General features: G+C 71.3%; 13 protein-coding genes. 8 read left to right on the top strand and 5 right to left on the bottom strand.

What is annotated here, in order from left to right:
* Positions 1–23: 23 nt before the first annotated feature.
* Positions 24–1010, bottom strand: a complete 987-nt coding sequence (locus tag OG989_RS25210; protein WP_151452924.1) for a serine hydrolase domain-containing protein — start codon at positions 1008–1010, stop codon at positions 24–26.
* Between the two features lie 393 nt (positions 1011–1403).
* On the opposite strand from OG989_RS25210, the gene OG989_RS25205 reads away from it, so the two are divergent.
* Together OG989_RS25205 and OG989_RS25200 are read left to right on the top strand one after the other, a co-directional pair.
* On the top strand, positions 1404–2732 hold the full coding sequence (locus OG989_RS25205; RefSeq protein WP_151452923.1) for an NAD(P)/FAD-dependent oxidoreductase: 1329 nt from the start codon (positions 1404–1406) through the stop codon (positions 2730–2732).
* Between the two features lie 23 nt (positions 2733–2755).
* The gene (locus OG989_RS25200) at positions 2756–4309 is read left to right on the top strand and encodes an aminotransferase class I/II-fold pyridoxal phosphate-dependent enzyme (protein ID WP_327028686.1); all 1554 of its coding nucleotides are present in this window, start codon (positions 2756–2758) and stop codon (positions 4307–4309) included.
* 238 nt (positions 4310–4547) lie between these two features.
* Here OG989_RS25200 and OG989_RS25195 read toward each other — a convergent pair whose 3' ends face one another.
* Positions 4548–5435 (bottom strand): TetR family transcriptional regulator, encoded by an 888-nt coding sequence (locus tag OG989_RS25195; protein ID WP_327028685.1) that lies wholly within the window; start codon positions 5433–5435, stop codon positions 4548–4550.
* Between the two features lie 107 nt (positions 5436–5542).
* Here OG989_RS25195 and OG989_RS25190 point away from each other — a divergent pair, with 107 nt between their 5' ends.
* Entirely contained in the window at positions 5543–6514 is a 972-nt protein-coding gene (locus tag OG989_RS25190) for an ABC transporter ATP-binding protein (RefSeq protein WP_327028684.1), read from the top strand.
* Positions 6511–8136: an ABC transporter permease gene (locus OG989_RS25185; protein ID WP_327028683.1), complete on the top strand. Its 1626-nt coding sequence runs from the start codon at positions 6511–6513 to the stop codon at positions 8134–8136. Before OG989_RS25190 ends, OG989_RS25185 begins: the two co-directional genes overlap by 4 nt.
* Positions 8137–8477: 341 nt before the next feature.
* On the opposite strand, the gene OG989_RS25180 is transcribed toward OG989_RS25185, so the two are convergent.
* Positions 8478–8717 carry a DivIVA domain-containing protein gene (locus OG989_RS25180; RefSeq protein ID WP_225851952.1) on the bottom strand — a complete coding sequence of 80 codons (240 nt, stop codon included), beginning with the start codon at positions 8715–8717 and terminating at the stop codon, positions 8478–8480.
* A gap of 374 nt (positions 8718–9091) precedes the next feature.
* Between OG989_RS25180 and OG989_RS25175 the strand changes: the two genes are divergently transcribed.
* Positions 9092–9331 carry a winged helix-turn-helix domain-containing protein gene (locus OG989_RS25175; protein WP_327031231.1) on the top strand — a complete coding sequence of 80 codons (240 nt, stop codon included), beginning with the start codon at positions 9092–9094 and terminating at the stop codon, positions 9329–9331.
* A gap of 71 nt (positions 9332–9402) precedes the next feature.
* Positions 9403–9849, top strand: a complete 447-nt coding sequence (locus OG989_RS25170; RefSeq protein ID WP_327028682.1) for a hypothetical protein — start codon at positions 9403–9405, stop codon at positions 9847–9849.
* Positions 9850–10098: 249 nt separating this feature from the next.
* Here the strand turns inward: OG989_RS25170 and OG989_RS25165 are convergent, their stop codons facing one another.
* Entirely contained in the window at positions 10099–10560 is a 462-nt protein-coding gene (locus OG989_RS25165; RefSeq protein ID WP_327031229.1) for a hypothetical protein, read from the bottom strand.
* A 553-nt stretch (positions 10561–11113) separates the two neighbouring features.
* Here OG989_RS25165 and OG989_RS25160 point away from each other — a divergent pair.
* Complete coding sequence (locus OG989_RS25160) at positions 11114–12082, top strand: DUF559 domain-containing protein (RefSeq protein WP_327028681.1); 969 nt, start codon at positions 11114–11116, stop codon at positions 12080–12082.
* Positions 12083–12295: 213 nt separating this feature from the next.
* A complete protein-coding gene (locus tag OG989_RS25155; RefSeq protein ID WP_327028680.1) occupies positions 12296–13228 on the top strand; it encodes an HNH endonuclease in 933 nt (310 codons plus the stop codon).
* A 42-nt stretch (positions 13229–13270) separates the two neighbouring features.
* Here OG989_RS25155 and OG989_RS25150 read toward each other — a convergent pair whose 3' ends face one another.
* Complete coding sequence (locus OG989_RS25150; protein WP_151452915.1) at positions 13271–14023, bottom strand: HD domain-containing protein; 753 nt, start codon at positions 14021–14023, stop codon at positions 13271–13273.
* Positions 14024–14064 lie beyond the last annotated feature (41 nt).

Below are 14064 nucleotides of genomic sequence, written 5' to 3'. Positions count from 1 at the left end.
GCTGACCGGCGGGCGCGGCGCCGTCAGGCCAGTGCGGGAAGGATGACCCGTTCCAGCACCGTGAGCGGGGTCCGCCACTGGTCGGGGTCGTCGTAGTTGCCGGCGGTGATGGCCACGGCGAGGTCCAGGTCGGGCAGGACGAACAGGCGTTGGCCGCCGTTGCCCATGCCCGCCACCAGCCGATGGCCCTCGATGGAATCGATGTACCACTGGTAGCCGTACCGCGCGCCCCAGCTGGTCTGCAGGCGTGGCTGGAGCATCGTGTGGATCCAGTCGGCGGGGACGATCCGCTGACCGTCCCAGGTTCCCTCGGCCAGCACCAGCTCGCCGATCCGGGCCAGGTCGCGGGGCGTGAGTCGCAGCCCGGACGCGGCGGAGGCCACTGCGTCCGCGCCGGTCATCCAGTCGAAGCTGCCGATGCCCAGCGGCCCGAACAGCACGGCCTGCGCGTACTGCGGCAGCGACTGCCCGGTGCCGTCGGCGATCAGCCGGCCGAGCAGAGCCGTGGCACCGCCGCAGTAGGTCCACCGGGTGCCGGGCGGCTCGAGGATCGGCCGCTCCAGGACGTACCGGTACCGGTCCGGCGCCAGCTCCATCGCGATCTCGGCGTTGGCCGGGCTGTTGTACGGGAGATCTTCGCACCATTCCACGCCCAACGACATCGTCAGTGCGTGCTCGACGGTGAGCCGGGCGCGCCAGGGGTCGGCCGCCAGGTCGGGGTACTGCGGGAACCGGTGCAGGAGCGGCTCCGCCGGCGGCGGGACCAGCCCTTCGCCGAGCGCGATGCCGTACAACAGGACGGTCACGCTCTTGGTGACGGACCGGATGTCGTGCAGGACCCCGGGCCCGAACTCGACGACGCCCAGCGAGTCGCCCCAGGCGAAGTCCTCACCAGCCCCGTAGTACTCCAGCACGGTGTGACCACCGCGAACCGCCGCGACGGTGTGCAGACCGCCGACCTGGCCAGCTCGAAGTATGTCGTCGAGACGGTCACGCAACTGCGTCGTCATGGGCACTCCGAGGGGGCGATGCCGGCCAGCGGAACAGCATGCTCGTTATACCGGAGTTTCCGCTCTTCAGGCGACCCGGCTGGGAGGGCCAAGCCCGGCCCGCCGCGCGTCCTCAGCCGCCGTGAGCCGCTCGATTTGTTCGCGGCGCCAGTCCACTGAAGTGACCTCGCACGCCCACTCCGAGCGGTTTCGATCCACTGTGGACATACGCTACGCTCTCCGCCGGGCCTGCCGACTCGATCGGTGGGTGTGGCAGAGGCAGCCACCGGCAACGGTGGCCGACGCCGCACGCAACCCGGGTGACCTGCGCGATCCGCGGACCCCGGGGCCGCTCTTGGGTGGGTTTTCCGCCGCCGCTACCTGCGCCGCCACCGCCACATCAACGAAGGATCGATTCAGTTGTACGACGCGATCGTCATCGGCGCCCGCTGTTCGGGTGCGTCCACCGCCCTGTTGCTCGCCCAGCGTGGACACCGGGTGCTCGTGGTGGACCGCTCCTCGTTTCCCAGCGACGTCATCTCGACGCACTTCCTCTGGCCGCACGGGATGTCCTACCTGAACCGGTGGGGACTGCTCGACGAGGTCCTGGCGGTCACTCCGGCGCACACCACGGTCGAGGTGGTCAACGACGGCATCTCGCTGACCGGCTCGGTGCCGACCGAACTGCTGCGCGAGTACTTCCGGGACCTGCACGGCGACGACTCGGGCGTGGTGCAGAGCTATGCGTCCGTGCGGCGCCGGGTGCTCGACGAGATCCTGGTCGGTGCGGCCGCCAAGGCCGGCGCCGAGGTGCGGACCAACTTCACCGTTCGTGAGCTGATCGTCGAGAACGGGCAGGTCGTCGGTGTCCGGGGGCGTGCGGTCGACGGAGAGCTGGTCGAAGAGCGGGCCCGGATCGTGGTCGGTGCCGACGGCCGGAACTCGTTCGTCGCCCGCACCCTCGCGTTGCCGAAGTACGACGAGCGGCCCCGCTGCACGTTCGCCTACTGGAGCTACTGGTCCGGCTTCGACCTGGGCCCGGCACAACTGCACCGGCGCGGCCGGTTGGCCTGCGCGGTGGCGCCGACCAACTTCGACCAGAACATGGTCCTGGTCTGGGGGCCGAGTGAGTGGTCGCGGGAGTTTCGCGGTGACGTGCCGGGCAATTACCAAAAGGCGTTGGACTTCGTCAGTCCGGAGCTGGGCGACGTGGTGCGCAGCAAGGGGACCAGGGAGGAACGCATCTACGGCACCCTGGACCAGTCGGCCTTTCTCCGGCCACTGCACGGGCCCGGGTGGGTGCTCGTCGGTGACGCCGAGTCGGCCAAGGACCAGTGCACCGCCATCGGCATCACCCACGCCTTCCGCGACGCCGAGCTGGTCAGCGCCGCCCTCGACCGGTGGCTCCGCGGTGACGCGTCGATCGACGAGGCGATGACCGCCTACGGGGACCGCCGCCGGAGCCAGAACGCCGCCGCCTACCACGACTACGTCTGCACCCTCGCCGAGATGCGTCCGTACCGGCACGACGAGTTGCAACTGTTCGTCGCGTTGCGGGGCAACCAGCAGGAGACCGACCGGTTCATCGCCACCCACGCCGACGTCGCGCCGGTGTCGGAGTTCTTCCAGGCCTCCAACCTCTTCCTGCTCAACGATGCCGCGAAGGAGTCCTCCGCAGACCACGCGGTCTTCGAGGACTTCGCGGAGACCTCCCGCAGCTACCAGCAGAACCTCTTCGCCTGATGATCCACCAGGGAGACGACACCGTGACCACCGAGCTGGACCAGCGTGAAGACGGCGAACTGATCGGAATCATCCTCAAGGCGGCACACTGCCGGGACTTCGAGACCATGGCGCGTACCGCGACCGAGGTCTCCGAGATGACCCGTAACTGGGCCACCCACATCCCGTGGGACGACCTCGCGTCGCTCGAAGGCGCCGACGACGAGCTGGCCCAGGTGGTCGCCGACCTCACCGAGATGTGGGAGCCGGCCCACCTGCGCAACCCCGTCGACCCCGACGAGGAGTACGCCCTGGACAAGAACGCGTACGACTTCTACCGGCCCGCCGGCCGCAACCTGCTGACCCGCACCGGGGACTTCTACGGCTGGGTGCAGGCCCGTCGACGCACGGAGACGTGGCAGTACTCGCGGGTGCTGGAGGCGGCACCGGACAGCGTCGCCCAGATCACCAACGACCTGGGCCGGCGGGCCCGCGGCATCAACTTCAACTCGCAGGACTACCTGTCGTTCAACACCCACCCGGCGATCCGGGAGGCGGCGGCCAAGGCGATGCACGACTACGGGCCGCACAGCGCCGGCTCGCCGATGGTGCTCGGCAACACCCGCATCTCCGACGATCTGGAGGCTGCCCTCGGCGACCTGGTCGGGCTCGACCACGTGACGCTCTTTCCGACCGGCTGGGCGGCCGGCTTCGGCGCGGTCGTCGGTCTGGTCCGGCAGTCCGACCACATCCTGATCGACCGGCTGGCCCACTCCTGCCTTCAGCAGGGGGCACGGGCGGCCACCCGGAACGTGGTCCGCTACGAGCACCTCAACGTCGAGGCGGTACGCCGGCACCTGACCCAGATTCGGGCCACGGACACCCGCAACGGCATCCTGGTGGTCACCGATGGGCTCTTCTCGGTGGACGCGGACTGGCCGGACCTCGTCACCCTGCAACGCGTCTGCCGGGAACACGACGCCACGCTGCTGGTCGACGTGGCGCACGACCTCGGCTCGATGGGGCCCGGCGGCACGGGTGTGCTGGGGATGCAGGATCTGCTCGGCAGCGTCGACATCGTGATGGGCGCCTTTTCCAAGACGTTCTGCTCCAACGGTGGCTTCGTGGCTTCCCACTCGCCGGCGTTGAAGCAGTACATCAAGATGTTCGGTGGCTCGCACTTCTTCTCCAACGCGCTGTCGCCGGTGCAGACCGCGGTGGTGCGGGAGGCCACCAGGATCATCCGGTCGGCCGAGGGGGACGTGCTGCGGGCCCGGCTCTTCACCGCGATCCACGCCCTGCGCGACGAGCTGACCGGCCGGGGTCTGACCTGCATGGGTGAGCCGTCACCGATCGTGCCGCTACTGATCGGCAACGAGAAGCTGGCGCGGACGGCGAACCGCCTGCTCTTCGACCGGGGGGTGCTGGCATTCATGGTCGAGTTCCCGGTGACTCCGACCGGCTCGTCCCGGTTCCGGCTTCAGGTGCAGGCCGGGCACCGGCCCGAGGAAGCCCGTGAGGCGGCCCGGATCATCGAGGGCGCCATCGCCGACTCCCGGGCGTACCTCTCCAGCGCCTTCGGCAGCGCTCCCCGCTGAGAGACGTCTCTGGATCCCGGTACCGCCCAGCACCGGATCAGCGCAGTGGAGGCACCCTCGGATGAGGGTGCCTCCTGCTGATCGCTTCTCGTCCGCCGAAGACGGCACTCCCGAAATCTGGTTCGGAGCGGCCCGGGTGGATCAGCTCATGCGTTGTCGAGCAGCCGTGCGGACGACCTTGGACTTCGACACCTGACGGGCCGGCCCCGTTCTCAAAACTGTCGCAGAAACAGTCTCATTATTTCGCGGCGGCCGGGTCGAGGTGGCGGTAGACGGTGGCCCGCGAGACCCCGAGCGCGGCGGCGATCTCGTCCGCCGAGTGGTCGCCCCCGGCATGCATCCGCCGGGCCGCCTCGACCTGCTCCGGGCTCATCGCCCGTGGTCGGCCGGGCCGGCGCCGGCCCCTCGCCGCGCCGCCGGCCGCCGGGGTGCCCGCACCGCCACCGCCGTCGGCCGCCGTGCCTGTGCCGCCGCTGGTCGCCGCCGTGCGGGTGCTCGCGCCGCCGGCCGTGCCCGCCCCGCCAACTTGGTCGGAGCCGCCCGCCGTGCCCGCGCCGCCGGCTTGGTCGGAGCCGGAGCCGGTCGGGTCGCCGAGCAGCCGGCGCACGCCGTCCAGCATGTCCGCCCGCAGCACCGCGTCCGGCACGTCGACGAAGAAGACGACCGGATCGCTGCACGCGGCGACCGCCTGCACCGCTCGAACCCGCTCCCGGCGCCCCGCGTCGGGCCCGGCGATCAGGTCGTTGGCGCGCATCGCGATCCGTATCAGGCGGTGGTAGGTGTCGCCCCGGCCGACGAGCGCGATGTCGTGGAAGAGCATGCCGAGTGGTCGGCGGTGGCCCAGGATGATGTCCACCCAGCCTTCCAGCACCGTCCACCGGGCCCGCTCGGCCGGCCCCTCCTCGGCTGCGTCGAGCAGCGCCTCGAAATCGGCCACCATCGGCTCGATCAGGGCGGTGAGCAGGTGCTCCTTGGTCGGGAAGTGGTAGAGGATCGCGGCCTTGGTCAGCCGCAGCCGCTCGGCGATCTGGCGCAGCGGGGTGCGCTGGTAGCCGTGCTCGGCGAACAGGTCGAGCGCGGCGCGCAGGATCCGGGTACGCGTGTCGTCGGGCGCCTCGGCGGTCATGGCGGCAAGCCTAGCGGCGTCTGACCGATGGCAGGCAACCCTGTTGATTCGACTGACCGCCGGTTAGTACAGTGTGGTCGTCGGCACCGCCAGCGACAGGAGGGCCCATGCCCGTCATCTCCATCGGCAACCTGGTCAAGACGTTCGGCAGCGTCCGCGCGCTCGACGGGCTCGACCTGACGGTCGCGGCGGGGGAGGTGCACGGCTTCCTCGGGCCCAACGGCTCCGGCAAGTCCACCACCATCCGTGTCCTGCTCGGCCTGCTGCGCCGCGACGCGGGCGACGTGCGGGTCTTCGACGCCGACCCGTGGCGCGACGCGGTCGCCCTGCACCGGCGGCTCGCGTACGTGCCCGGCGACGTGAACCTGTGGCCGAACCTCTCCGGCGGCGAGGCGATCGACCTCTTCGGCCAGCTGCGCGGCGGCCTCGACCGGCGCCGCCGCGACGAGCTGCTGGAGCGCTTCGACCTCGACCCGACGCGCAAGTGCCGCACCTACTCCAAGGGCAACCGGCAGAAGGTCGCCATCGTCGCCGCCTTCGCCTCGGCCGTCGAGCTCTACGTGCTCGACGAGCCGACCTCCGGGCTCGACCCACTCATGGAGGCCGTGTTCCAGGACGAGGTCCGCCAACTCAAGCGCGACGGCGCCACCGTGCTGCTCTCCAGCCACGTGCTGGCCGAGGTCGAGGCGCTCTGCGACCGGGTCAGCATCATCCGCGAGGGCCGCACCGTCGAGTCCGGCACCCTCACCGAGCTGCGCCACCTCACCCGTACGGCCGTGACGGTCGAGACCGCGCGGCCGGCGACCGGCCTGGCGGCCCTGCCCGGCGTGCACGACGTGCGCGAGGTCGACGGTCGCACCCATTTGGAGGTCGAGCCCGCCCACCTCGACGAGTTGCTCGGGCACCTGGTGCGCTTCGGCGTACGCGCGCTGACCAGCGCCCCGCCCACCCTGGAGGAGCTGTTCCTGCGTCACTACGGCGACGAGCGCGCCGCCGTCGCCGCTGGCGCCTCCGCCCCGGCGGCGGGCCCGACCGGCGGTGACCGCCCCGATGTCGACCGGCCGGCGGGTGCCCGGTGAGCGCGTTCACCGGCACCGGGCGGCTCGCCCGCCTCGTGCTGCGCCGCGACCGGCTCCGGCTGGCGATCTGGGTGCTCGGCACGCCCCTGCTCGGCTACGCCCTCGCCGGCAGCGTCAAGGAGTTCTACCCGGACGAGGCGTCCCGGGTCGGCTACGCCACCACGTCGGCGTCCAGCCTGGTCGCCCGCGCGTTCAACGGGCCGATCGCCGGCACCGACCTCGGCGCGGTGGTGACCGCCGAGACGTACGTGACGCTGGCCCTGCTCGCCGCGCTGCTGAGCACCTTCGCGGTCATCCGGCACACCCGGCAGAACGAGGAAACCGGCCGGGCGGAACTGCTGGGCGCCTCCGTCGTCGGCCGGTACGCGCTGCTCACCGCCGCGCTGCTGGTGGTCGCCGCCGCGAACGTGGCCGCCACCGTCCTGCTCGCCGCCGCACTGTCCGGCGCCGGCCTGCCGCTCGCCGGGTCGGTCGCCGCGGCCGCCGCCATCGGCGGCGTCGGCCTGGCGTTCACCGGTGTCGCCGCCGTCGCCGCCCAACTGTCCGTCACGTCCCGGGGCGCCAACGCGCTCGCCGCCGCCGCAGTCGGGATCTCCTTCCTGCTCCGCGCGGCCGGTGACGTGCTGGGCGAGCAGACCGACGGCGGGCTGCGGGTGGTCAGCGCCTGGCCGTCCTGGCTCTCGCCGCTCGGCTGGGGCAACCAGGTCCGCGCCTTCGGCGGCGAACGCTGGTGGACGCTGGCGCTGCCCGTGGCGCTGCTGGTCGCCGGGGTGGCGGCGGCCTACGCCCTCGCCGAGCGGCGGGACATCGGCGCCGGGCTCGTCGCGCCCCGGCGCGGGCCGGCCACGGCCGCACCCGGGCTGCTCAGCCCCGCCGGGCTGGCCTGGCGGTTGCAGCGCGGCGCGCTGCTCGGCTGGGCGGTCGGGGTGGCGGTGCTCGGGTTCTCGATGGGCATCGCCGGCGACGAGTTCAACGCCATGATCGAGGAGAACCCGGCCGCCGCCGAGGCCGTCAGCGCGATGGGCGGCGGCGCGAAACTCATCGACGCGTACCTGGCGGCGATGCTGGGACTGTTCGCGCTGACCATCGGGGCGTACGTCGTGCAGGCGCTGCTACGCACACGCAACGACGAGGCCGACGGGCTGCTGGAGGCCGTGCTGGCCACGGCGGTCAGCCGTACCCGCTGGCTCGTCACCCAGGTGGTCGCGGCGACGCTCGGCGCGCTCGCCCTGGTGCTGCTGGGCGGGCTCACCACCGGCCTCGGCTACGGCCTGGTCGCCGGCGACCCCCTCGGCCGGGCCGTCGGGCTGGGCGGAGCGGCGCTGGTGCGACTGCCGGCCCTGCTGGTGGTCGCCGGGGTGGTCACGGCGCTGTTCGGCCTGCTGCCCCGCTGGTCGGTGGCGCTGTCCTGGGCGGCACTGATCGTGTTCCTGCTGCTCGGGCAGCTCGGCGCGGTGCTCGACCTGCCGCAGGCGGCGCTGAACCTGTCGCCGTACACGCATGTGCCGTCGGCCCCGGCGGTCGAGGCGGCGGCGCTGCCGCTGGTCGTGCTGACAGGGGTGGGAGCCGCGCTGCTGGTGGCCGGGACGGCCGGCTTCCGCCGCCGCGACGTTCCGAGCTGACGGGGGCGCGCCGACGCGCACCGTCGTCAAGGGACGGGGGGCAGCTCGGTCGGGTGCGCCCGACCGAGCTGCCGGGTCGTTCGTGCGCGGCAAGGCACGAGGGCGTTGCGGGGTCGGCGGGCCGGCGATGGGGCGCAGGCCGTCGAGCTGGACGTATATCTCACGCTTGTCGGTCGCCTCACCGCGCCGGTTCAGGACGTAGCCGGTCAGCCAGATCCAGCCGGCGTACGTCGGTTGGTCGGAGACCGAGACGACGCGGAAGGTCAGGGCGCGGTCCCCGGCGAACTGCACCGAGGCCCGGCCGTCGACGACGAGCAGATCACCGGGGGAGGGGCGCGCGGTCACCAGCGGCCGGAGTTGCGGTGGTGCTCCTCCGGCGGCCGGCACTCCCGCGCGTGCATGGTCTGCCAGTCGCGCAGTGCCCGCCTGATCCGGTCGTTCTCCTGGGTGAGCAGCCGTACCGTCTCGTTGAGCATGGCGAGCTCGTCGGCGATCCGGGCCTGGAACTCGCGTACCTCCACCTGGTCGACACCGCGCCGGCGCGCGGCGAACTCGCGGGTCCGCACCTCGTGTGGCGTCAACCGGCCCGGGTAGCCGGCGGGGTGGGGCTGAGCACCTCGGTACACCTGAGCCACGACGATCCTCTCTGCGGGCAGGCGGGAGCGCGGAGGCTCCGCGCGGTGGGTCTGGAAGGGCGGGTCGTCCGCGTGGGGGCCGCGGACGACCCGCCCGCTCGGCCGCCGCAGCCCGATCAGCGGTACGACAGCAGAGCAGCCGGGCGGGGCCGGGACGGGCACGGACACCCGGCCCCGACCAGGGGGTGCCTCTGCTCCTTGTTGCCACGCAAGGGAAGAGGCGCGTCTCCAACTTAGCTGTCCCAGTCATCTGAGTCAAACGATGAGTTGTTGCGAGGTGTCATTGCGTGATCGAATTGGCGTGCCACGCAGGGGGAGCCATGCCGATCATCGCCGACTACATCCGGATCGCCGACGCGCTCGTCGCCGATATCAGAGCGAAGAAGCTCAAGCCGGGGGACAAGCTGCCTTCAATCACGCAGCTTGCTGCGACGTACAAGGTCAGCCCGTCCACCGTCAAGCAGGTCTACGTGCGGCTCGAAGCGCTGCGAGTGATCTGGCGGCACCAGGGCAAAGGTGTCTTCGTCAACGACCCGAAGCTCTGGATGCGGGAGCCGTAGGTAGCGGGTCGACGACGGGAACAGGCCCGACGGGTACCCTCGTCCCGTTGGCGGGACGGCCAGGGTCGTCGGTGATCGATCGGCAGCTGCTCTCGTCCGACCTGCGGGAACAGGCCGAATCGGGCAGCCGCGCCCGCCTGGCCGTCGCTCAGCTCGCCGACGAGTCGAGTCGCGACGACGTGCTCACCGTCGCCGACCTGTATGCGCCCGGCCAGGATTTCGGCAAGGTGGCGGCCGACGAACACGTGTCGCACCTGGCCGCGCGGTTGTGCATGGACTCCGGGCTGGCCGAGCGCGCCGACTGGGAGCACGTGTGGGTCGACCCCGAGTGGGGCGCCTCGCCGGCGGACATCTACGTCGGCTTCCTCGCCGAGACCACCAACCGCTCCACCTCACCGACGAGGCGCTCACGTCGTGGTGCCCGCCGAGAGCCACCGGGGCCGCAAGACGAGGGCGTGACCGACTGGCCGCCGTCGAGCGTTGGGGATGACCATGCGCGGCCAACTGTCGGGTCGTGAGCCTCTCGACGAGATCGCCGACCCGACGCAGCGGTACGACGATGCCTCGATCCGGCTGCGGCCCGATCTCGACCGGCACATGGTGCGGGCCACCTTGGTCGATGCCGCCGACCGGTCTACCTGCCTGACGTCAGCGAGGAGGCCCTCGCTGGCCTCAGGTTCAGCAGCGCCCCGCCCGAACGGCTGGCGGTGGCGATCCTGGCCGCCGCCGCGAGGTCCCGGGCTGACGGGGGGGCGCGCCGACGGGTGTCACGGTGCGGCGAGGGGTTCCCGGGACCCGGTGTCGAGCAGCGCGCCCACCCGTGCGATCGCCTCGCGGATCATCGTGCCGTACCCGTCGTCCGGCAGCTCGGCAACGAGGGGCGCCGCGATCGTCAGGTGGTCCCGGGCGCGGGCGACGTCGCCGGCACGGCGGTACCCGTCGGCGAGGTTGAGGTGCAGCGACGGCAGCAGGGCGCGGACCCGCAACGACGCGTGGTCGCGCTGGACGCGCTCGTCGCTGAGGTCGGCGACGGCGGCGAGCGCACTGCGGTCCCACGCCACCTCGTCCGTGACCGAATCCTGAAGGTCGGCCAGGTGGTGCGCGATGGTGCAGCGGTGCAACGCGTCCCCGGTGTCGCCGACCTGCTCCCAGACCTCGGTGAGGGCCGCGCGTGCGGCGGTACGGTCGCCCGCCGCACCCAGGTCCAGGGCGCGGCCGATGCGCGTCATGACGTCGTCGGCGTCGTCGGTGTCCACTGTGCTCCTCGCGGTGGGGCCGGGCAGCCGGCCGTCGGGTTCTCGCCGCACAGGCTGCGGGCTCGACCCACTCGAGGGTCAAGCGCTCGTCGCCGACTGCATCTCTGGAGGTGGGACCAGGCCGTCCGACGGGTGCGCCAGCTGGGGTAGCGGATGACCCGGCCTCGGCGAGGGCCGGAACCACCGAACGATGCGAGGCCTCGGAGAAGTCCCCGGGATCCGACGCCACGCTCTTCAGTGGCTAGCGCAGCGCGCGCGAACTCGCGGGTCCGCACTTTCGTGCGGGGTCAACCGGCCCGGGTGACCGGCGGATTTCGGTGTCTCGGCGGATGGCGTGCTTGGGCTCATGATCGTGTGAGTTGGAGCCGGCCGCATTAATAGGTGGCTTCCGGGTGAGCGACAAACGATCACCGGTGGTCTAGCACAACACCGAACGCGAGTGGAGGTCGTCCACAGCGGGGCCGTTGTCCACAGCGCTCGTGTGGGCGTATGGCGGGCGGTGGCCGTGTCCGGCACGGTCGGCGGCGTGAACCCTGTGCTGCGGGCCATGCTCGACCGCAACGGCGGGCTCGTCACCCGACACGCCACCTCGCAGGTGCTCCCGCGCTGGGTGCTGGAGGACGCGTCGCGTTCCGGACGCCTGCTCCGGGTCCTGCCAGGGGTCTACGTGGACGCAGCCCTGGCCGACGGTAGGGGGAGCGCGCCTCCGCTGGCCCGGGTCACCCCGGTCCTGGCCCGGCGGGCGGCCGTGGCCTACACGGGTGGGCGTGGCGCGCTGAGTCATCTCACCGCACTCGAGGTGTGGAAGCTGCGCCGTCAGATGCCCGGCGAGCCGGTACACCTGGATGTGCCGACCCGTGCCGGGCTGCGCAGCGGACCGCACCTGGTCGTACACCATCGGCGGTCCTTCGCCCCGGAGCCACCTCATGTGCTGGTACGCGGCGGCGAGCCGGTCACCCGGTTGGATCGGGCGCTCGTCGACGCCTGGCCGTTGCTGCATCCGGCGGACCGGCCGGCGGCCATCATCAAGGCGGTCAACGACCGGCTGACCACCCCGCGACGGATCGCCGCAGCGTTGGCGACCGCGCCGAAGCTGGCGGATCGTGCCGCACTTCGAGTTCTGCTGGACCGGCTCGACGCCGGCTGTCGCAGTCCGTTGGAGATCTGGGGGCACGACCGCGTCTTCGTCGGGCCGGGAATGCCGGCGTTCCGACGACAGGTGCGGGCGCGGCTGGGCGGACGGGTGGTCTACCTCGACCTGTTCGCCGAGGCCGAGCTGGTCGACATCGAGCTGGACGGCGCGACGACCCATGGCGACCTGCGGGAACGGGAGATCGACCTGCGACGCGACGCACTGTTGGCGGCCCGGGGCGTTCTCGTGGTCCGCTTCAGCCACCGCCGGCTGCTGCACGAGCCCGACGAGGTGCGTCGCGAGACCCTCGCCATCCTCGCGAACCGCCGCAGGACTCCACGCCCCGACGCCGGACTGGGATGAACTCAAGTCGAATGAGGGGCATCGGGCGGCCGTCTCGGCACGGCTATGCCGACCATGATCGTTTGATGGGAAACCGGTGGAATCCCTCCCCACGCCCCGGTTGGCCATCACCTGATCACGACAGTGATTGAGACAGCTGAGCTGTGCCACCTGTGGAGGCGTCGGCTGTTCGGGGGGTGGCGTGGAGATCGACGTGACGGCACGCTTGTCGGCGTGAAGGCCTTCGTGGGGGTCACGGACGAGAAGTGGTACCGCTTCCTGGCCGCCCGTCCCGAGCTGAACGAGGTCAACTTCTGGCGGCCTTCGGGTGGCGGTTTCCGCGCGCTCACAGCGGGCGAGCCGTTCTTCTTCAAAGCCCACCATCCTCTCAACCGCGTCATCGGTGGTGGCTTCTTCAGCGGCTTCACTCAGCTGCGAATCTCGGAGGCATGGGAGCTTTTCGGGGAGGCCAACGGCGCGGCGAGCATCGACGAGATGCGCCGCAGCGTCGGCCGCTACCGCAGGCAGCCGATCGCACCCGATGAGGACCCCGTCATCGGCTGCATCTTCGTGCGTGACGCCAACTTCTTCCCGGACGAGTCCACCGTCGGCCCGCCGCCGGAGTTCAAGTCGAATGTGGTGCAGGGCAAGACGTACGACCTTGCGGACGCCACCTGGGGCGACTACTTCGAACTGCTGATCCATCGCCTGATCGGCACGACTGTCGAACTCGACCTGAGTGAACCCTGGCATCGGCCCGGCCCGGTCTACGGAGATCCACGGCTGGTGCCACAGCGGCTGGGCCAGCAGTCGTTCAAGGCCGTGGTGCTCGGGGCGTACGGCCGACGCTGCGCGATCACCGGCAACAGGGTCCAGCCGGTGTTGCAGGCCGCGCACATCCGACCGTTGCCGAGGGGTGGTGAGCATCGCCTGGACAACGGCCTGCTCCTGAAGTCGGACGTGCACATCCTCTTCGACAAGGGCTACCTGGGCGTGGATCCCAAGTATCGACTCGTGGTCAGCCCTCGGCTTCGCAGCGAGTTCGGCAACGGTGACCAGTTCTATGCCAAGGCGGGCGAGCAGATCGCTGTTCCAGATCGCCGGCCCGACCGACCGAACGCGGAGTTCCTGGAATGGCACCTCGACACCGTCTACAAGGCGGCCTGACCCATAGCCGGGGTTGAGCGTCAGTCGACGAGGCTGACGTCGTCAGTTCGGGTGGGGTGGTTCGTCGAGGATGGCGCTGAAGCGTTCCTCGGCCAGGTCGAGCTGACCGAGGATGTGCTCCTTCACCGGCGCCGACAGGGGAGTGTCCGGCCGGGTGACGAGGTCGCGGTAGACCGGCACGAGCGGCCGGTACTTGCGGGCCGACGAGGTCACCTTCGGGCCGACGGTGTGGATGACGCCCACCCCGTTGTCCGTGAAGTCGGAGATCTTGATGACCCGCGCCCACGGCTCCCGGTCCAGGCTGGCCGCCACGTGCTCCCGGTACTGGACGTGCTTGTCCCGCCCCGGGTCGTACGCCGGATTGGTGACCGCGCCGACCAGGCGGGCCACCCGCGGCCCGAACCGCTCCGCGAGCACCGCCAGGGCGGCGGCGGTGGCGTCCTCGCCGTCGTGCGCCCCGGCACGTTCGCCTCCGGACGCGGCGGCCAGCTCGTCGGGGTGGTCCTCCACCGCGTCGTGCAGCAGGCCGGCGACGATCACGTCGACGTCGCGGACCTGGTAGTGGTGCATCATCCGGATCGCCACCCGCAGCAGGTGGTTCAGGTAGGGCTCGCGTACCCGCCGGTCGTCGCGGTGCAACTCGGCGGCCAGGTCCAGGGCCTCGGTGAGCCGTTCCCGGGCGGCCTCGTCGAACGCGCGCAGCTCCAGCCGGAACCGGGCCAGCAGGCCGGGCTCGCCGTGGATCTCGGTGATCGCGTGCATCGGCATGGTGGCCAGGTAGGCGGGAAACTCCATCCGCCACTTATAGCCGATCTTCACCCTTCCGGGGGTCCCTG

Source organism: Micromonospora sp. NBC_01740 (assembly GCF_035920365.1).
Taxonomy (GTDB): domain Bacteria; phylum Actinomycetota; class Actinomycetes; order Mycobacteriales; family Micromonosporaceae; genus Micromonospora; species Micromonospora reichwaldensis.
Note: the sequence above shows the minus strand (reverse complement) of the source record. Positions and strands in the feature narration are given on the sequence as shown.

What these genes read in the sequence shown, in the direction of transcription:
- OG989_RS25150 (WP_151452915.1), bottom strand. Translation starts at nt 14,023, where the DNA reads ATGGAGTTTCCCGCCTACCTGGCCACCATGCCGATGCACGCGATCACC.
- OG989_RS25175 (WP_327031231.1), top strand. Translation starts at nt 9,092, where the DNA reads ATGCCGATCATCGCCGACTACATCCGGATCGCCGACGCGCTCGTCGCC.
- OG989_RS25210 (WP_151452924.1), bottom strand. Translation starts at nt 1,010, where the DNA reads ATGACGACGCAGTTGCGTGACCGTCTCGACGACATACTTCGAGCTGGC.
- OG989_RS25165 (WP_327031229.1), bottom strand. Translation starts at nt 10,560, where the DNA reads ATGACGCGCATCGGCCGCGCCCTGGACCTGGGTGCGGCGGGCGACCGT.
- OG989_RS25195 (WP_327028685.1), bottom strand. Translation starts at nt 5,435, where the DNA reads ATGACCGCCGAGGCGCCCGACGACACGCGTACCCGGATCCTGCGCGCC.
- OG989_RS25190 (WP_327028684.1), top strand. Translation starts at nt 5,543, where the DNA reads ATGCCCGTCATCTCCATCGGCAACCTGGTCAAGACGTTCGGCAGCGTC.